Raw genomic sequence first — 19,247 nt, 5'->3', positions numbered from 1 at the left:
GGCTCACGCGAAACCCGGCCTTCCGAAGCGGGCCGAGGTGATGCTGGGCGCGGTCCCGGTCCGTCGGGCACGTTAAGCACCCCTCCGGAAAAACCGCCTCCGTTTTCCGGACATACGCTCAGGGACGCTTTTTACCTGCCGCATTTTCGAGAGAACCCAGCGCCTCACCACCCGCTATGGTGATGAGCGCTCGGAAAACTTCCGGGTCCACGGTGGAGGAAATAAAGTACACTGATCCATCCGCGAACGCCGCGTTGAACCCACCGGGATGGGCGTGCCCCAGGCCATCGAGAGGATTATCGGGATTGAAAGGAAGATCCTCCGGCTTTGTCCAAATGACGCCGCGGTCGGGGTCGACTTCCACAAACATAATCGTCTTGGACGTCCCATCAAGAATGTCAGCTAACTTCCGGGTTTTACCTTCCTCGAAGAAAGCACCTTTCCCAACAATGCCTAGATAGTGGGTGATTCCGGGAACGCGTGGGGCCGACGGATTGCGGAAAACCTCCGGCATCTGCTTGATGAAGACCGAGTTATGCGGGCTGTCCCAGGGTTCGTCGAGATGGAACTGGTCATAAAAAGACCTGCACTCCAGAAACGGCAATAGCGCAACCCGCCAGCTCAAAAACGGTTTGCCATTCTTATCCGTGATGGCCTGTGGAGGAAAATGCCCGTACACATCATGGTAATTGTGCATAGCCAGAGCCAGCATTTTAAGGTTGTTTACCGATTGGGAGCGGCGAGCAACCTCCCGGGCGGATTGCACAGCCGGCAGAAGGAGGCTGACCATTGTGGCTGTGAATCCAAGCCCCGCGCGATCCCCCGTGGAAAACTCCCACTGCAGGACGTTGTCTTTCCTCTGCGGCATGATCCCGGCGATGATGCGATTTCCCACCCGCGCGATGTACTTGGCCATGGCAGGGCTGACCACGTCATCCTGGTCCATGGCGGCCTCGTTTTCCAGGCGTTCGATCATCAACTGTTTGGCGTTCCGCAGGAGTTGTTCCAGAATACGCTCCAGCCTCTCCGCCGACATCGCGTCCTTGGCGAAAATCATAATGCGACACTTGGAATCCCCCGTAAAATTCGCCTGGACTCGCAGTGACGCGACAAGCGGAGGAATTTCACAAGCCGCACTCAAAGGTGGCGGCAGCATCATCTGGAGCAGAGACTCCGGAACCATCTCCGCCAGCGGTTCCAGATGGACGACCGCGACGAAGTCAGAAAGTGGTTGCATTTCCTGAAGCATTTGAAGAACAGGTCCGGAGGCGGTTCGACCGCGCTTTTCTACAGCTTCTCGAATTAAGTTCGGATCGCCCAGATAGACGGTCTGCGGATCAACTTGATAGAGCGCCCATGTTTCCTGGTATCGCTCCACATAGAACGGTTTTCCTGCGAGGACGTCCTTTTTCATAGATGTTCGAGACTGGGCCAAGATTTTTTCCGGGTCCTGTGGTGCAGAGAAGCGCAGGGCGAGGAGCAAACGGGGCGCCTCGGAGCCAAGGCCGGCTTCTGCCTGCTGCGGTAAAATAATCGAAGCCGTCATCTGCGACAGTTGCACGGGGTCAAAACCCCATTCCTTCTGGCACACAGCCGCGATGACTTCGATCGGCAGGAGTTCCGACTCGGGCGCAGTGAGGATCCGCTGCGGATGGACCACAATTGCAGCTACCGCTGATGGAGGAATATCTGACAGCTCGGCCTGAGCCCGTGTTTGCTGAGCCAGAGAAGGTTGCGGGAGTAATACCGCCACAGCCCAACCGATGACGGCCGTTGAACAGCTCAGGAGGATCCTGCGTCCGCTTTGGGATAAGCTGCGTTCCATGGGTCACCTCCGGTCTGAAAAGATAGTACCCGCTTCTCACACTTTGCAAGACGTCTCCAAAATAGCGGTTCCCCAAGCAACGGTGAAAATAGGTGACTCGCCGCGCGATGTCAACTCGCCGCGCTCCCAACCTATTCCCACTCTTGCTTTGCCTCTGAAAGGGGGTGCGGACTTCGATAGGGACTTGCGTGGGGCGAGAATTCAATCCGGAGGTACGAGCTTGTTAGCTCCGTTGTTGCGTCGTGTCCTGGAGGGACCTGCTCGTCACGTCCACCTTTTCTTGGCACATCTCCCGTTCTTGTTACGGCCGCCTTTCAGGTGCGCCTCTTATAAGGCAATCGAATGATTTAATCATTTGATTGACTTTCTTGAAAGTGTACGATATGATGGCTTAAAGAGGATCGGAAAGGTATCTGCTGCAGGAGACAGTCGTGAGGACTCGCCGAGCAAAACGTGAGGAGAAGTCGCCTGCCCGGGGAGATCAAACCCGTCAGCGGCTCTTGGAAGCCGGAATCGAGGCCTTTGCGCAGTTTGGACCGGAAGAAGTCGGGATTCGCCGGCTGGCCGCTGCCGCCGGGGTCAACAGCGCAGCACTGTCGTATTACTTTGGCGGGAAAGAGGGGTACTATCGGGCGGTCCTCCGCTTTCTCATCGATACGGTGGGCCGATCGATTCGGGAAGCAGCAGAAGCAGCGGAAGAATCATTTCGTCGGCAGCCCGATTCTAACACTGCTCGTCAACTCCTTTGCCAATTCATGCGGACAGTGGTCACGGTCGTGCTCACCAATCCCCATGCGGAGGCCGCGGCAGCTATCATCTGGCGCGAGCTTCTGCGACCGTCCAGCGGGTTTCCCATTGTCTATGAGCGGATGATCCGCCCGGTCCATGATGTGATCACAGAGTTGACGACAGGGGCGATGGGGACGGACCGCGACGATCCGCAGGTCATCCTCCTGGCCCATATTCTATGGGGGCAGGCGGCCATCTTTCGACTTGGCTTTCATGTGCTGCGCCGCCGGTTGAAGTGGCGTGGGCGTCGGTTGTCGAAGGAATGGGTCGAGCGCATTGCCGCCACTGTGGAAGAAATGGTTGCGCGGCTCTTTTCTTGGGACACTTCGGGAGGGACAAAACGCAGTCGCAGTAGGGCATTGCTCGCATGAAAAAGCGCATTCTTTTGCTGGTGATCGTAGTGGTTATTGTGGGGCTCTCTTTATGGAGCTGGCGGCATTACCGGGTTTCGCGGGTGGCCCGGGTATCGTCCCCCCAGCCCTGGTGGAGGATATGGCTGGAGGAAGTCTCTGGCGGCGTTTGGGAACTCCATGGGAATGTGGAGATTCGCGAGGTGCGGTTAGGTTTCAAAGTGCCTGGGCGAATTATGCGTCTCCACGTGGACGAGGGAGATACGGTAAAGCCGGGGCAGCTCCTGGCGGAACTGGACCAGGCAGAATTCCTGGACGCCGCACATCAGGCTGAGGCAGCCCTGGAAGCCCGCCGGGCCGAGCTGGCGGCTCTCGAAAATGGTTCCCGACCTGAGGAAATCGAGAAGGCACGGGCATTGACGGAAGCGGCACGTGTAGCCATGCGCAACGCGGAAATCTCGCTCCGGCGGGCAAAAGAACTGGCGCCCAAAGGAGCGGTTTCGCAAGAAATGCTGGACAATGCCCAGGCTGCCTACGATCAGGCTCTGGCGAACTACCAGGCGGCGGTGGCCTCGCAGCGGCTGGTGGAGATCGGTCCACGTCAGGAAGACATCGATCGTGCTCGGGGACTTGTCCGGCAGGCAGAGGCCGTTTTGAAGGATGCCCAGCGACGGTTGAACGACACGAAATTGCTCTCACCGGTTTCAGGCGTCGTGCAGGTCCGCGTGCACGAGGTGGGTGATTTCGTCAACACCGGTGAGCCGGTGTTCTCCATCGCAAGGCAGGAAGAAGTTTGGGTGCGGACGTACGTGGCGGAAGAAGACCTCGATCGCATCCGGCCGGGAATGCAGGTGACGGTGCTCACCGATGGCGGGAACCAATTTCAGGGTCGGGTGGGGTTCATTTCTTCGGTGGCGGAATTCACGCCCAAGACCGTGGAAACCCGCGAGGTGCGAACAAATCTGGTGTATCGCGTGAGGGTGTTGGTAAGCGATCCGGAGCGCAAGTTGCGACAGGGGATGCCGGTCCGGGTGCGGATTTCTGCCGAAAACGCCTCCGCAGTTCACCAACCGGGAAAACAGCCGTGATTCGCTTTGAGCAGGTCACCAAGACTTTTCCGCGAAGTCAGCGCCCGGCCCTCCACGAGGTGACGGTGGAACTCCCAGCTGGGGCCATCACGGGTTTGGTCGGGCCGGATGGCGCCGGCAAGACCACCTTTCTCCGCCTCGCAGCCGGATTGCTCGTACCTACAAACGGTCGCATTCTGGTACTGGGACAGGACACGCAAAAAGATTTGGGTTTCCGCGACCAACTGGCGTATATGCCGCAGAAATTCGGCTTGTACGAGGACCTGACGGTTCTGGAGAATCTTCACCTCTATGCGCGACTGCGGGGCATTTCTCGCCAGGAAGAAAAAGCCAGCGTCGACCGGCTTCTTGCCTTCACCGGACTGGCGCCCTTCACCCAACGCCTCGCAGGGCGTCTTTCCGGCGGCATGAAGCAGAAGCTTGGCCTGGCCTGCTCGATGTTGCTCCGGCCGAAGATCATGCTCCTCGACGAGCCCGGTGTGGGCGTCGATCCAATTTCTCGCCGAGAATTGTGGAAGATCGTTTGTGACGAGCGCGATCGCGGCGTGGGGATCGTGTGGAGCACACCCTATCTCGACGAGGCCGAACGCTGCGATTACGTGCTGGTGCTCTATGACGGACGGGTCCTGTTTTTCGGTCGGGCGGCCGAGTTTACCGAGCGGGTCAAAGGCCGCACGTTCTTGGCTGAGGTCTCACCGGAACAGCGGCGACGCTTCACCCGGGAATGGCTTATGGATCCGGACATCGTGGACACGCGGATTCAGGGCCAGCGGGTGCGCGTCGTGACGCGCAACGGCGCGGAAGTATTTGCCCGTAGGTTTCAAGACGTCACCCTTTCGCCCTCTGAACCGCGTTTTGAAGACGCATTTATCGACGCGCTGGGTGGTGTTCCCAAGGAGCGGCTTGCTTTTCGAGAGAACGGAGCAGGCGCGAACCGGGGGCCCCAGGAGGAGGTGATCGTCGCGGAAAATCTCGTTAAACGTTTCGGAACCTTCACGGCGGTGGATCATGTTTCTTTCCGCGTCCGTCGTGGCGAGGTGTTTGGGCTTCTCGGACCGAACGGGGCAGGAAAAAGCACGACCTTTCGCATGCTGTGCGGACTCTTGGCGCCCACGGCGGGACACGCCACCGTGGCAGGCAGGGACCTTCGTACCGCACGTGCCGAGGCCAGGCGGCACATCGGATACATGGCCCAGAAATTCAGCCTCTATGGTAATCTCACGGTGAAACAGAATCTTGAGTTTTTTGGCGGAGTGTACGGCCTGCGTGGCGTGGGGCTTCGGCGTGCGATCGAACAGGCCCTGGAGGAATTTGAGCTGGCGCCCTTCGCCGACCAGAATGCCGCGCTCCTACCTTTAGGATTCAAGCAACGGCTGGCTCTGGCGACTGCCATTCTGCACCGACCAGCGGTGGTCTTTCTCGATGAACCGACGAGCGGCGTGGATCCCCTGGCCAGACGCGAATTCTGGTTGCGAATCGACGAGCTTGTGGAAGCCGGCGCAGCCGTCATCGTGACGACACATTTCATGGACGAGGCCGAATACTGCGATCGCGTGGCGCTCATCAATCGCGGGCGGATTATTGCAATGGACACCCCGGACGGGATCAGGGCAATGGTGGAAACGCCCGATCGCCCGAACCCCACTTTGGAAGAAGCCTTTATTGAGCTTCTCCGTCGAGCCGGACAGCACGAGAGTCAATCCGCGTGATGGAGGAAACACGGTGGAACAGGAAAACCCCGGTGTTTTAAAAACTGAGGCTACTCAGCGAGCCGGGCAGATGCGGAACAGAATTCGGCTCCGCTGTGTACTGGCCCTTGCCCGAAAAGAAAGTTACCAAATTTTCCGTGATCCCAGCAGTCTGATCATTGCCTTTGTGTTGCCCAACATTCTGCTTCTCCTTTTTGGCTGGGGTATATCCCTGGATCTGGGCTACATTCCTATTGGCGTGGTTGTAGAGAATCGCTCCACGGATACGAGCCGGATTGTGGCGGCCCTGCGGGGAAGTCCTTATTTTATGGTCCGCGAGGCCGATCATCGCAACGAGCTGGAGCCCCTTCTCGTTGGGGGGCGGATCAAAGGGCTGGTCGTCCTTTCGCAGGATCTGAGCGCCCGGCTGAATGCTGGCAGTGCCCCGATCCAGCTTCTCGTCGCTGGCAGTGACGCTAACACCGCGGAGCTGATCGTGGGGTACATGGAGACGGTCCTCCAGAAGGATCGTTTGCGGTGGAGCGAAGAAGCGGGGCAGCCTTTGCGATCCGGAATCATCAACATTGAGGGCCGCGTCTGGTATAACCCAAATATGGATTCGCGCTCGGCGATTCTGCCGGGCTCCATTGCCGTCATCATGACGCTCATCGGCACGATTCTCACGTCGCTGGTGGTGGCCAGGGAATGGGAGCGCGGCACCATGGAGGCGTTGCTGGCCAGCTCGATCACCCGAGCGGAATTCCTTCTGGGGAAATTCATCCCGTATTTCGTCCTCGGGCTGGCCGCCATGTTGGTAGTGGCTCTCGTCTCGGTGGTGGTTTTCGCAGTGCCGTTTCGCGGTTCCTGGCCGGTTCTGGTGGGTGTGTCGGCCGTTTATCTGGCAGTAGCACTGGGGCTGGGACTTTTCATCTCCACCGCCACGCGGAACCAGTTCGTCGCCACGCAGGCGGCACTTATTGTCGGCTATTTGCCTTCGTTCATCCTGTCGGACCTGGTCTTCGAGATCAACAGTATGCCGCTACCGATTCGGCTCTTAACCCACATTTTGCCGCCGCGGTATTTTGTTTCTGCGCTGCGGACACTTTTCTTAGCGGGAGATGTTTGGGATGTTATCATCCCGGACACGCTCATTCTGTGTATTTTTGCCGCAGTTTTGTGGAATCTGACGATTCGCAAGACGCGACTGACACTGGAGTGATTTCGGGGGGACTATGTTCGAGCGGATCCGGCGTCTGGTAATCAAAGAGTTTCTGGCGATCTTTCGAGATCCTGCCAGTCGAATGGTGGTGACGATTCCACCGCTGATCCAGCTCTTCGTGTTCAGTTTCGGCGCCACGTTGGAGGTCCGCAACGCAGGCCTGGGAATCTACAATGAGGACGGGGGGCTTCTGGGCCGGGAACTGGTTGCTCGATTCTGGTCCGTGCCCATCACATTTTCGCGGATTGTTCCCTGCAAAAATCTGCACGACGTTCAGGAGGCTCTGGACACACAACGCGTCCTTGCCGTTGTGCATATCCCCCAAGATTTCAGCCGGGCGTTGCAGTCGGGACAGGCACCTACGGTGCAGGTGCTGCTGGATGGCCGACGATCCAATGCCGCGATGGTGGTGCAGGGTTACATAGGTCGGATTGTCGCTCAGTTTGCACAGGAAAGCGGGATGAGCAAGGACAATCGGCGTGACCGACCGCCGCAACTTCTGGCGGTCACCCGCGTGTGGTTTAACGAAAATCTGCATCCCCTGTGGAGCTCGGTACCGGCGCTGTTGGGAATTCTCACCAACCTAGTGGCCTTGTTGGTGACGAGCCTTTCCGTGGCTCGAGAACGTGAGCTGGGCACGTTCGACCAATTGCTCGTCTCACCGCTCCGCCCTGGAGAGATTCTTGTGGGAAAAGCTGTGCCTGCCTTTGCAGTGGCGTATCTGGAGGGAGGGCTCATGGTCCTGGTAGCGGTGACCATCTTCGGCACTCCCTTTCGAGGCTCGCTTTTACTCTTGGCGGCCGCACTGTTTGTGTTCCTTCTCGCCATCGTAGGAATTGGCTTGTGGATCTCTTCCCTGGCGCAGACGCAACAGCAGGCACTCCTGGGGAGCTTCACCTACATGGTGCCGGCGGTCTTGCTTTCGGGATTTGCCACGCCCGTGGAAAATATCCATCCGGCGATTCGCTGGATTTCCGACATCGATCCCCTTCGTTACATGGTCGCCATTAACCGAATGATTTTCCTGGAGAATCCGGACCCCAGTGTCGTTCTGCCCTACGTTTGGCCGCTCGTTCCGATTGCCACCTTCACGCTGGTCAGCGCCGCGTGGCTGTTTCGCCATCGGTTGGAGTGACGGCAAAGCTTAAATGATACCGTGGAGGGGCTGACCCGGGGCGGCCAGGGATTCCACACGACGGACGATCTCCGGGTCTTCCAAAAGCGGCGGGGGGTGTTCCGGCTTGGCGCGGGCATCGATGACCAATGAGCCGTGACATCCCCAGTGCTTCTTGTGGATGAATTCCTCAATGCCGTGAATGTCTCTAGCAGGATCGCTGCGGGTGAATGTGGTCCAGAGAAAATTGTCGAGAGTCCGCGCGGTGAACTCGCTGTCGTCCACCACCACAATCAGCGGAAACAGGTTGATCGCATCCTGCCGCGTGTAGAAGGCGCAGAACTTTTTGATGTTCTCATCTTCCCCCTGCTCGTTGCGGGAAAACGGCGGGCCCTGGACCACGAGGATTCCCGGCAGCATCACCCGCGGATCAGAAAACCCCAAATTTTCGGGAAGGCGAATCCGGGAATCGAGCGCCACGGGCAGTGTACGCCGGGGTTTGCCCACCGCCGCAATCACAACTTTCGAGCCCTGATTGAGTGCTCCCCCCGTGTAATCAAGAGTATCTGCCGTGGTGCATGTTTGAAAGTGAACGTCGTTCCGCCAATCAACGCGCTCCAGGATGTGCCGCAGAAAATCGTCGACGTCATAGACACTCAACTCGGGATTGTCCTCACCTGCTGCGATGAAAAGATATTTAGCAAGCGACAATTGCCCGTTGCCGAGGAGCGCGTTGGCCAACGTCAGGAGCTCCTGGGGCCGCTTCCGCTCATCGTACGGAGTGTATCGTTCGCTGCCGATGGCAAGGAGGAGCGGGTGCACGCCTGCGGCATCCACCGCGTGCACCGCTCGAATGCCGGGAATCTGTTTTGGTATCACCGGGCCGACGAGCTCGTGAATGAGCTTGCCAAACATGGAGTCTTCCTGGGGTGGTCGCCCCACCACTGTGAACGGCCAAATCGGCTGCGGGCGATGATACACATGCTCCACCCGCATGACAGGAAAATCGTGCGCCAGACTGTAATAACCGAGGTGATCGCCGAATGGGCCTTCGGGCAAAAGCTTCTTGGGTTCAATGTACCCCGTGAGGACAAAATCCGCTTCAGCATAGATGGGCAATCCCTCGGGCTGCTTGATCATGGGAATTCGGTGCCCCCCCAGAACCCCGGCGAAGAAGAGTTCACTCATTCCCTCAGGAAGCGGCATCACGGCTGCCACGGTCATCGCGGGAGCACCACCCACAAACACATTGACCCGCAGTTTCTGCTTCAGTTCAATCGCCTTTGCATGGTGGACGCCGATTCCGCGATGGATCTGATAGTGGAGGCCCACTTCGCACTCGGGGTCGTACTTTCCTCCGGTGATTTGCACGCGATACATGCCGAGGTTGGAATGGGCAAAGCCGGGCCGGGCAGGGTCCTCCGTATATACCAGGGGGAGTGTGATGTACGCGCCCCCATCGTTAGGCCACGAGCGAAGCTTGGGAAGTTGACGGAGGCTGATTTCATGGGCGATGGCTGGTCCGCGGCGAACGAGTTTCGGCAAGGCCCGCCAGCCCCACCAGGGGAGTTTCATGAGGAGTCGTGGACGCCGAAGCCAGTCGGACGGGTCGATACCCAGTGAGATCAGCTTGGCGAGACTGTCCAGAGTATCCCGAAAAATATAGCGAATGCGCTCCATCGTGCCGAACAGGTTGCTCACCATAGGGAAGCGGCATCCGCGAACCGAAGCGAAATAGAGAGCGGGACCGCCCGCCTTGAAGACCCGCCGCTGAATGGCCGCCATTTCGAGGTCCGGATCCACCGGCACGTCAATCCGAATCATCTGCCCGGTGGCCAGGAGGTCATTCACGCACTGGCGGAGTGTTCGGTAGCCCATGCTGTCTCCTTGTACGCCTGAGTTAGTCCCTGCCCGAATCCGCGTCACCGTACCGAGCGTCGTCGCTGACCATATTCGATCGGCATCAGACCGGGCGACCTTTACGGGGTCGTTGGAGCCTACGTTGGCGCATCCGCTTCATCAGATGGGCATAGCGCGTCGCAGGCCGACGGACGATGCGTTTCGTTTTCCTCGGCAACCCTTTGTCGTTCGTCATAGGCACCCTCCCTTTTCTCGCGGTGAGAACGTTAAAACGGCAAACCCGACACGAAGCAGGCTGCCCCTGTGTGGTTCCCATCGCACAGGGAGCCGGCCTTCTATTTGCAGGAGCACGGCTGAAAGCCTGTCGCGCGTCCCCCAATTCTACATACGGTTTGGCGAAAAGGCAGCGGTTTGACTCTCCGGAGGGGCACGCTCGTCGTGTCCGATTCCGATGAATCCGTATGGATTGTCGAACGTTGACACACGCCACGGACCTGGCAAGTCCCTCCGACTGGTAAAAAACCCCGCCGCTCGCAACTGTGGGCGAAACGACGGGGCCGGAACAGAGAAGAGGCCGAAATTATCCAGCGAGCCATTGGAGTTGAGCGCCCGTGGCTCACCATCAATTTATCTTACCAAGCCCAATCGGCCTGTCCACAAGTTTTTCGCCTGTCAAGGCCGAGCGACCCCTCCAAGTTTTTGGATCCCACTATAGTGGCAATCTGTCCGGCTCACAAGAGGTATTCGCTCATCCCGACTGACGGACCATTTCCCTAGGTCCAAGTCGCAGGTCCTCAAGACGGAACGTTTTTTCAAGTTTGAGTTTTGGCTAAACACCTCGCGCCGCCTGGGCCCGGGAATCCAAGCCGCTATGGAGAGTCTCAGCGAGGTCCGAGCTACTGGCTCGTTCACGCGTACCATTCGCGCTCGCGCTGGTTGGCGACCTTGTAGTAAGCGTCTTTGAACATGGCGACGTCTTCCGCCACCTGGAAATCGAACATTCCCACAATGACGAAATCTGCGCCGTTGCGGAGAGCGAAGGGGAAGCCCATTCGCGGATGAATGGCGCCGGCGGCCAGCACCTTGAAAGCGATCCAGGGCTTTTTGACGCCTTTGAAGAACTCGGCGGTCTTTTTCCAATCCAGACACCACATGTTGTCGCGGTAGGTGCCTGCCTCCTGACCCTGCGGCAGATACCAGCACCATTCCTGGCGATTCTCTGGCAAGGTCGCCGACCAATATTGATCGTGATGGAAAGTCTTCACGTAAAAGTCGGCACCCACACTTTGCGCTTCGCACTGCATGGGGGTTTCCAAGGAGTGGCTGCCGATTCCCGCGGGGACTCCGGCCTGCTTGATGAGCTCGATCGTTTTGGCGAGGATATCCAGCGGGCCGGCCATGGTTTGCCGGTCGGTGGCTTCCCCATGCGTGTAAAGAAAAGTTGCGCCTTTGCTCAAAAGATCTTCGATCTGGTTCTTCACCTTGCCCGCGTCCGCATCGGGGTGGATGCAGACGAGCGCCTGCATTTTGCCCCCGCGCTCGGTGAGATAACGATGGAAAACGTTGATGCAGGCGGGATCGAGCTGCACTGTATTAATGCCGTGCGATTCGCAGAGGGCGAGTGTCTCAAAAACCTTTTCGTCGGTGTTATACGCCTTGAACAACCGGGAAACATAGAGGAGATCCCGACTGTGAGCCCAACCGCCGATCAAATTTCCTCCAATGATCATTCGACTGATTTTGAGCTTACCAATTTGGCCGTAAGGCATGGGCCGATCGTCTGCCGGAGCCTGCGACCTCTGAGGAGTTCCCTCCTGGAGGGCTGCCAGAAGGATCCGTTCTTCCAGGCTGAGTGCCGCTGCCGCACCTGCTGTCCCCAGGACCGTTCGGGCCAAAAATTCTCGCCGGTCGTTTTTGTCGGCCATCGTCAATTTCCTTCTTTTTGAGATCCCATTCGCTCACGCTTCGGGAGTCTGGTATCAAAGAACGCTTCGCTGGCACGGCGAAGCTCATTATCACGCGCACCCGGCAATCATGGAGAGCTCCCCGCGCACACCATTAGGGCGGCTTCGAACAATTCGGCGATCGGGCAGTGTCATTTTTGTCTGCCGTAATTGCCGAGTCAAGGTCTTCCGCTGAATACGCCACAGAATAATAGCCACCTCATGTCTGATGTTTTATGGTCGTGGAGCTGCCAGGACCTTTCGTTCCAAATACCACACCCAACTGCACCGTTCATAGCGCCGATCGCGCGATTTCTCCAATAGTGCGAGGGTCACTTCCCAGAGTGCCGCTCGAAGCGCTGACTCTTCTCCCGCGCTTGCGTGGTCCATCTTGGGCAACAGCTCGTCGCGCCGCTTAAGGAGGCTCTCTACTTCCGCGCGTTCCTCCGGCGTCAAATCCCGGAATCGCACCACCCGACGGTTGACATCCCCTAGGATCAGATCCGGGAGATGGTCTCCGTTGATATCGGCTGCGATGGGGCAGGGACTCCAGCCCGGACACGGCCGCCATAATTCCCCCCGCCCGTTGCCGCGATGCGGAATCGGCAAAACGCTCTCCTCGGCAATAGGTGTCACCAGCGTAAGTGGAAAGTCCCACGCCGGGTTTTCTTCTGAACCCACGTTCCGAACCCAGACAATGCTACCAGAACGGGAACCGATGAGGAGGTCCATCCGGCCGTCGCGGTCCCAGTCGACAAAGGCCGGGGCCGTCGCCCCTTCAAGTTGGAGTTCCCACCGCCCGATCTGAAGTGGCGCCGGCGCCGTCCACACCGGTTTTTCGATCGACCCCTGCTGGAACACAAGGAAGACGTTTCCCGCTTGATCTCCCGCGACCAGTGTCCAAGTAAGCTCTTTGTGCAGGTGTCCCAACTGGGCCGAAAATAAGTAGGGGATACGAAGCGATTCCCCTTTTTGATTCACGAACTTTTCCGCATCTCCAAAAGTGCCGTCCGTTCGGCTCCGAATGAGGACCAGTTCTCCCGTGCCTGTTCCCACCAGAAAATCGGGACGACGATCCTGATTGAAATCCAGAACCTGGAAGACCGTCACTTCGTTGCCAGAGAGCGTATTCCACGGACAGTTTGGTGACCCCATTTTCCAGCTTATCACGGGGCGGGAGCCCAGTTCGCTGCCGTTGAAAGTCCAAACCTGGCATTCTCCGGTGCCTCGGGCGCTGAGAATCAGCTCGGGTCGGCCATCACCCTGCCAGTCGAAAAGGCTTGGCACCATACCCGTCCCATTGTAAAAAAAAGGTCCCTGCTCTGTTCGCAATTGGACTGGTTCGGCAAGCTCCGGCGCATAATCCCAGTTGATTTCAGGGAGCGCCAATTCGCCGGTGTGAACAGCAGTGGCCAGTTGAGCAAGCACGGGCAGAGCCTCCTCGGGAATCGTGAGAGAGGCTCCCGAAGCCAGGCGAATCTCTGTGGGCAGTTTCTTGATCTCCCACAGGGACGCCGCAATAAGGATGGCCGTCACAAAGTCGCCAAGACTCGTGGCGCGGTCGAAGGTCAAATCATTTATCCACGACGCTGATCCGCCAAGTTTTTGAATCAGACTCAACGCTGCGAAACTGGAGAGCGGAAGGAGCGCCGGGAAATTCCCTGCCCGTTCGAGAACCTGTACACGCTCGGCCTCCAGGGCCGCGTTGATGCGAGGCATCGGCTGAAGCACCCATAGAACACGGGGAGCCAGAGCACTGAGGACCTGGAGATTATCGGCCAGCACGCCGGGCTTCCGCTGGACGAGGAGTCGCTCGGCTTGACCGTAAACCACCACCGCGCCATACCGATAGCCGGACTGCTCACGTAGCTGGTCGGAGGAGACAAGCCCAGCCAGAATCTCTTCCAGAGGCCGGCCCTTGGCAGGAATTTCGCGTACTTCCAGAGCCACGCCATTGAGGGCGCCAAGGGCCTGAAGAGCGGGGCGCACTGTTCCCGCACTCCACTCCGGATCTCCCAGCAGGACCAGGCGAAATGGTGCCTCAGCAGCACCCGAAGAAGGTGACGGTTGCTCCTCCGCGGCGTCTCCCTGTCGATGAGACACGCCAATGATAACAACCCCCAACAAGACAACGACCAGCCACGACCTTCTCACGCGGTCATTCGCTCACAGCATTTCATAAGATCACAGATGTTCCGGAAACAGCGAGGGCACCCACAGTTGCCCCCGCACTGAAAGGTCCTCACGGTTGATTCCACTGCTCGATTTGCCTTTGCAAAGCCTGGCGATCGAAATTGCCGGGCATCGGTTCGTCGAGATTTTCCAGAAGCTCGTCGATCGTCGGCGTTTTGGTTTTCAATCCATCGGGCGGGATGTCAATATGTGCGGTCCAGGCGATGGCGTTCAGCACCACAGTTCGGAACTGATCGTGAGCCCAGTTCCAGTGGAAATGCCCACCGGTAAATCCGAATCCCCGCCCACCGTCCGGCCGCTCGTAGGCCCAGGCGACATGTTCGGGCATGCCCTTTCTCGCCCGAACTGCCGGGTTTCCGCTGTGTGGACCGTCGGGACCCATTCGGGTACTGTCCGGTGGGACCGCTGTAAGGATCGGCGTCACACCTTTCATGTCGTCCACAAAACGCATGTGGTAATACCATTCGTCGTTGATGCTAAAAGGCTTAACCCCGCGAGTGATGGGATGATTCGGAAGCTCTTTGAACTCCGCTACCCAGGTCGGATTCACTGACCAGAATGTTTCGTAATAACCGCCAATCCAGGATTTCATCTTTTCACGACTCTCCGGCGAGGCCACCTCCAGGGCATAGTGTAGGACCACCAGTCCTGCCCCCTCTTTGATGGCCCCCTCAAGCTCCGCCAGATGCCGCGCGATGATGTTTCCCCCGCCCCCGTCGGCAAACACCACAATCGTGCTGGCGCCGGAGAGGGCGTCCTTCTTTTCCGGCCAGCCGTTTGTGTACACAACCGTTTCAAGTTCAGGCAGGGCCTCTTTGAGCTTTTTGGCCAAAAGGAGACATCCGGCGTTGTGCTCGTGGCTGCCAAACCCATGGCTCGGTCGGCCGGCGATGAACACCACCCGCTTGCCAGCCGCAGAGGACTCCCCAAGACAGGCTGATACATCCCAGAAAAACGCAACGCCCGCCAAGATGGTGGCTAGGCAAAAGACCTTCGTTCGTATCAATGGTTGACGCATGGTGATTCCTCCCCTCACAGATGGGAATGAGGTGATCCAAAGCTCACGGAGTATCTGGCGAAAACATTCAACGGGGCGACCTCCGTCCACAACAACGCATCCCAGAAAAACCAACACAGGGTCGCACAGAAAGCACTTTTATTTTAATTGCGGGTCTTGCAATGTGGGACAGACAACGGGGGCCAAAGCCGAGAGCCACGGGCGTACCGATGCGGACGACCCAACCAGTGTAGCCCACTGGGTGACGACCTTCCACCGGTCCGAAGCGGACGAGACAAGCAGGTCCCTCCGGGGTTCGGAGGGGCACGCTTCTCGTGCCCGACGAGGCTTCCCTTGCCGGTGGCACGATTCGGCCCGGTCTCAATTCTGGAGTGTGTTTGACCGCGCGCCTTGCTTGCTGGAGCGAATAAAATCTGCTAAAACGTTGGCAGCCAAATTGAAGCCAAGAATTCTTCTAAACAGCAAATTGTCAATACGTTGGAAGGAGGTGGAGTTATGTCTTTTGACACGATCATCTCGCAGAAACTGGCGATTGATGGGGGACCCAGGGCGGTGACCAACAAGTTGCCCGGATGGCCCCAGTTTACGGAGGAAGCCATCCAGGCCGTGGAAAAGGTCCTCCGTTCTGGACGCGTGAACTACTGGACAGGACCGCTGGGCATGGAGTTTGAGCGTCGCTTTGCCCAGTGGCAGGGGAGCCGGTTTGCCGTGGCTGTTTCATCGGGGACAGCGGCACTGCACGTAGCGCTGTCTGCTTTAGGGATTGGGCCTGGCGATGAAGTCATCGTTCCCAGCTACACGTTCATCGCCACAAGCTTCGCTGTTCTTCAGGCAGGGGCTATCCCGCGATTCGCCGACGTCAATATCGAGGACCACTGCATCAGTGTGGAATCGGCGGAAAAGCTTGTCAACAAGCGCACAAAGGCGATTATTCCTGTCCATCTTTATGGCAATGTCTGTGACATGGACAAAATTAATGCCTTTGCAAAGAAATATAACCTCTATGTCATCGAAGATAATGCGGAAGCCTACGGGGGAGAATACAAGGGCAAGAAGACGGGAACGCTCGGCCATATTGCGGCCTGCAGCTTCTGTCAGAACAAGACCTTCACCACGGGCGGAGAGGGCGGCATGGTGACCACCGACGATGAGGATCTCGCCTGGGAGGCCCGCAGCTTCCGCGATCACGGTTACGACGTCAAGGAACGTCTCAATCTTTTGGAGCTTGAGCAAAAGCTGCCGTATATCCACACGCGGCTGGGGTGGAACTATCGGATGACGGAAATGCAATCGGCCATCGGACTGGCCGAGCTCGATCGCATCGACACATGGAATTTGCCTCGCCGCCGGCGCAACGCCCATATTCTGATGGACGCTCTCATGCCGCTACCGCAGGTGAAATACGGCCCTATTGATACAGAAGAACGCCGCAACGGTTTTTATGTATGTGCATTTTCGCTTGATATTGAAAATATGGGCTGCGATATTCAGCAATTTGTGAGTGCCGCGATTGCCGAAGGTGCACCCGTGTGGAAAGTGTTCTGGCCACAATGTCATACGGAGCGCGCATACCGAGAATACCGGGGTTTTGGCCGTACGGGATTTCCCTTCACTTCCAAAGAATATACCGACCCGGAAAGTGTCGATTATTCCAAAGTAGAAGTCCCCAATGCCCGCTGGCACGAGAGGCACACCTTCACATGCTTCGCTTACCCGACGTATTCGGAAGAAGATATGCAACAGATTGCAGCCGCCGTGGTCAAAGTGATTAAAGCATACAGTTAAGATCGTTAACAGTACGACAAAGCCGTCCATCGTCACAGGGTCTTGTGTCTTTAATACTCGTTTATTTACCCGGAGGGCACACGCAATGCCAGCGAAGCTTGGTGTGGGCGTCATCGGTGCAGGTGGAATCGCTTTTCGTAGGACGATTCCCGCGATGCTGAAGGCGAAGAATGTCAGGGTTGTTGCGGTAATGGATCCTGTGGATGTCGACAAAGTGGCCGCCGCGTTTCGTATTCGGCGATACTATACAGATATCGAACCGCTTCTAGCAGACCCGGAAGTACAGGCCGTCTATATTGCTTCGCCAGTTTATTGTCATTTAGAGCAAATACAAGCAGCCGCACAGGCGGGAAAGCACATTCTGTGTGAAAAGCCGCTCGCGCTGAACCTTGAGCAAACAAAGAGGGCTGTAGACATTTGTCGCCGAAAAAAGGTTTTTCTTCAGGAAGGCTACATGATGAAATTCCACGGGGCGCATCAGATGATCAAAGGATTGATCGACGAAGGGCGATTGGGGAAGCTCGTGTATATGCGGGCGCAGCTTTCCTGCTGGTATCCCCCGATCCCCAGTGCATGGCGGCAGGATCCGCGGACTGGCGGAGGGGGCGCACTCATCGACATGGCCACGCATCTTCTCAATCTCCTCGAGTTTTTCGCGGGACCCATTCGGCGGGTGGTGGCCTTGACAGGCAACCTGGTCCATTCGTACCGTTCGGAGGATGCCTCCACGATTCTCGCCGAGTTCAAGGCCGGGACGCACGCCACCATCGATTGCTTCTGGTGCATCCCGGATGAGGCCAGCCGCACAAGATTGGAGCTCTACGGCTCGGCAGGAGCTGTTTTTACAGAAGGCACCATCGGGCAGAGTGTGGGCGGTAAAGCGGAGGGAATCTTCGGGCTGGGCTCGGCTGGCTACGATGCGGCGCAGAGCAAAGACGTGGTTCGAAAGTTCCAACCGCTAGCGTTTAAAAAGGTTAATCCTTACCAGGCCGAGTGGGAGTATTTCGCGCAGTGCGTCCTGGAGAACCGTGCTCCGGAAATCAACGGCCCGGCCGAGATCCTGAGGATGGCGAAACTGGTGGACGCAGCGTACACCTCGGCCAGGAAAAAGGCCTTCGTGAGCGTCTAACGCCCTGCACTCGAATCTCAAGCCCGAAACAGACTGGGCCGGTACGGAAGCTGCTTATGGGGAAAAGGGAAGGCGCGGCTTACAGCGTTTGCAGCAGGTGGGCGGGCGACATACCAACGACCTTTCTCGTGGTTAGGAGTGTCATTGCTAGCCAGCACGCGCCGACAGCACAGACGATGGTTGAAACCATCGCAGGAGTAAATTGAAAGGCCAGGTTCGCATAGCGCGATGCTTCGGGAATGAGAGAGGGAGCCACCAGGTGTTTTCCCAGAAAGAGGCTGGTGACCACCGCCACAATTGTCCCCAAGACCCAGATGATCAATGACTCCGTGACGAACATCCACCTGAGAAACGGCTCTGACATCCCAATGGCCTTGAGCAAGCCAATTTGAGCCATCTTGGCCTCGGTGCGGAGTGTTTGCACAGCAGTAAGGATGAGCATCAATCCAGTGAAGATGAGTATAAGGAAGGCCGTAACAAAACTTGCCTGGATCAAATTGGATCGGTTGAGCTGTTCTAACCTGTTGATCGTATCATTTGTATCGCGGAGGTAAAAACCGTTCCGTTCGAGTTTTTGTTTCACCAATCGGAGGTATTTGACATCTTTCACATAGATAACTGCCATGTTTTCCGCGGGAAGCGTGTGAGAATCAACCTGCGAATTAAACGGGCGTGCATTTTTCCAGAATTCCTCGCTTGCCGGTGAAAAGCCGGCGTTACTCATGAGCGAGTCAATTTTTTGCAAAAACGTTGTCCAATCGCGAATGTGGTAGCCCTTGTCGCGCCATGTTTCAATCTTCCAGGCGTTCCCAGCTTTTTGAGGCGCGAACAGTCGATAGGTGTCGAAAGCAGCCCGCACGTACTCCGGCAATTGAGCGGGAGCAGGCCAGTCGGACGGAATCGGGCCGGTAACAAGGATACTACAGCGAACATCGGCATGTTCCTGGAGGAAAGCCGCGTAACAATTTTTATCCACGACAAATTGGTGACCCCAGGGAAGTTCGTCGTAAACTCCTTTAAGTGGAACAGACACCAGTTCGCGAGTTGGTGCCTCAATAAATAACTCCCGCGGCTGGGGGTCATTCGCTTGCCAACCAAGTTCTTCAAGAAGTTTGCGGCTCACATATAAACCTGAATAAGTTGTGTCCGATTGTTGCAACGTCCGCTTGTGCAGAACGGGATCCTTTATATCGCGCGTCCTCCCTGTCGCTGATACACTACCCTTGGAGGATTCTAAAGTAAACCA

At 57.3% G+C, this 19,247-nt stretch carries 13 protein-coding genes; 7 read left to right on the top strand and 6 right to left on the bottom strand.

The features are described 5' to 3' along the window. Window positions 1–118 precede the first annotated feature (118 nt). A complete protein-coding gene (locus ABJK56_RS08815; RefSeq protein ID WP_347244299.1) occupies window positions 119–1,825 on the bottom strand; it encodes a DUF1559 domain-containing protein in 1,707 nt (568 codons plus the stop codon). Between the two features lie 431 nt (window positions 1,826–2,256). Here ABJK56_RS08815 and ABJK56_RS08810 point away from each other — a divergent pair, with 431 nt between their 5' ends. The 5 genes from ABJK56_RS08810 to ABJK56_RS08790 are packed head-to-tail and all read left to right on the top strand — an operon-like array spanning window position 2,257 to window position 8,094. After that, on the top strand, window positions 2,257–2,985 hold the full coding sequence (locus ABJK56_RS08810; protein ID WP_347244298.1) for a CerR family C-terminal domain-containing protein: 729 nt from the start codon (window positions 2,257–2,259) through the stop codon (window positions 2,983–2,985). Next, the gene (locus ABJK56_RS08805) at window positions 2,982–4,052 is read left to right on the top strand and encodes an efflux RND transporter periplasmic adaptor subunit (RefSeq protein ID WP_347244297.1); all 1,071 of its coding nucleotides are present in this window, start codon (window positions 2,982–2,984) and stop codon (window positions 4,050–4,052) included. Before ABJK56_RS08810 ends, ABJK56_RS08805 begins: the two co-directional genes overlap by 4 nt. Next, window positions 4,049–5,761, top strand: coding sequence for an ATP-binding cassette domain-containing protein (locus ABJK56_RS08800; RefSeq protein WP_347244296.1), 1,713 nt, complete (start codon window positions 4,049–4,051; stop codon window positions 5,759–5,761). The genes ABJK56_RS08805 and ABJK56_RS08800 overlap by 4 nt, the downstream gene beginning before the upstream one ends. A gap of 13 nt (window positions 5,762–5,774) precedes the next feature. Further along, entirely contained in the window at window positions 5,775–6,959 is a 1,185-nt protein-coding gene (locus tag ABJK56_RS08795; RefSeq protein ID WP_347244295.1) for an ABC transporter permease, read from the top strand. Between the two features lie 13 nt (window positions 6,960–6,972). Further along, a complete protein-coding gene (locus tag ABJK56_RS08790; RefSeq protein ID WP_347244294.1) occupies window positions 6,973–8,094 on the top strand; it encodes an ABC transporter permease in 1,122 nt (373 codons plus the stop codon). A 9-nt stretch (window positions 8,095–8,103) separates the two neighbouring features. On the opposite strand, the gene ABJK56_RS08785 is transcribed toward ABJK56_RS08790, so the two are convergent. From ABJK56_RS08785 to ABJK56_RS08770, 4 genes are all read right to left on the bottom strand, one after another. Then, window positions 8,104–9,951, bottom strand: coding sequence for a UbiD family decarboxylase (locus ABJK56_RS08785; protein ID WP_347244293.1), 1,848 nt, complete (start codon window positions 9,949–9,951; stop codon window positions 8,104–8,106). Between the two features lie 890 nt (window positions 9,952–10,841). Then, window positions 10,842–11,858, bottom strand: a complete 1,017-nt coding sequence (locus ABJK56_RS08780; protein ID WP_347244292.1) for a hypothetical protein — start codon at window positions 11,856–11,858, stop codon at window positions 10,842–10,844. A 252-nt stretch (window positions 11,859–12,110) separates the two neighbouring features. After that, the gene (locus ABJK56_RS08775; protein WP_347244291.1) at window positions 12,111–14,030 is read right to left on the bottom strand and encodes a VCBS repeat-containing protein; all 1,920 of its coding nucleotides are present in this window, start codon (window positions 14,028–14,030) and stop codon (window positions 12,111–12,113) included. Window positions 14,031–14,118: 88 nt separating this feature from the next. Beyond that, complete coding sequence (locus ABJK56_RS08770) at window positions 14,119–15,087, bottom strand: ThuA domain-containing protein (RefSeq protein WP_347244290.1); 969 nt, start codon at window positions 15,085–15,087, stop codon at window positions 14,119–14,121. A gap of 495 nt (window positions 15,088–15,582) precedes the next feature. Between ABJK56_RS08770 and ABJK56_RS08765 the strand changes: the two genes are divergently transcribed. Together ABJK56_RS08765 and ABJK56_RS08760 are read left to right on the top strand one after the other, a co-directional pair. Further along, a complete protein-coding gene (locus ABJK56_RS08765; protein WP_347244289.1) occupies window positions 15,583–16,872 on the top strand; it encodes a DegT/DnrJ/EryC1/StrS family aminotransferase in 1,290 nt (429 codons plus the stop codon). Window positions 16,873–16,957: 85 nt separating this feature from the next. Beyond that, on the top strand, window positions 16,958–18,001 hold the full coding sequence (locus tag ABJK56_RS08760) for a Gfo/Idh/MocA family oxidoreductase (protein WP_347244288.1): 1,044 nt from the start codon (window positions 16,958–16,960) through the stop codon (window positions 17,999–18,001). Between the two features lie 79 nt (window positions 18,002–18,080). Here ABJK56_RS08760 and ABJK56_RS08755 read toward each other — a convergent pair. Further along, on the bottom strand, window positions 18,081–19,247 hold a 1,167-nt coding region (locus ABJK56_RS08755), incomplete at its 5' end, for an ABC transporter permease (protein WP_347244287.1).

Origin of the sequence: Thermogutta sp., from assembly GCF_039793925.1 — a bacterium.
GTDB lineage: Bacteria > Planctomycetota > Planctomycetia > Pirellulales > Thermoguttaceae > Thermogutta.
The sequence above is the reverse complement of the archived record's forward strand: the minus strand, read 5'-3'. Positions and strand labels throughout refer to the sequence as shown.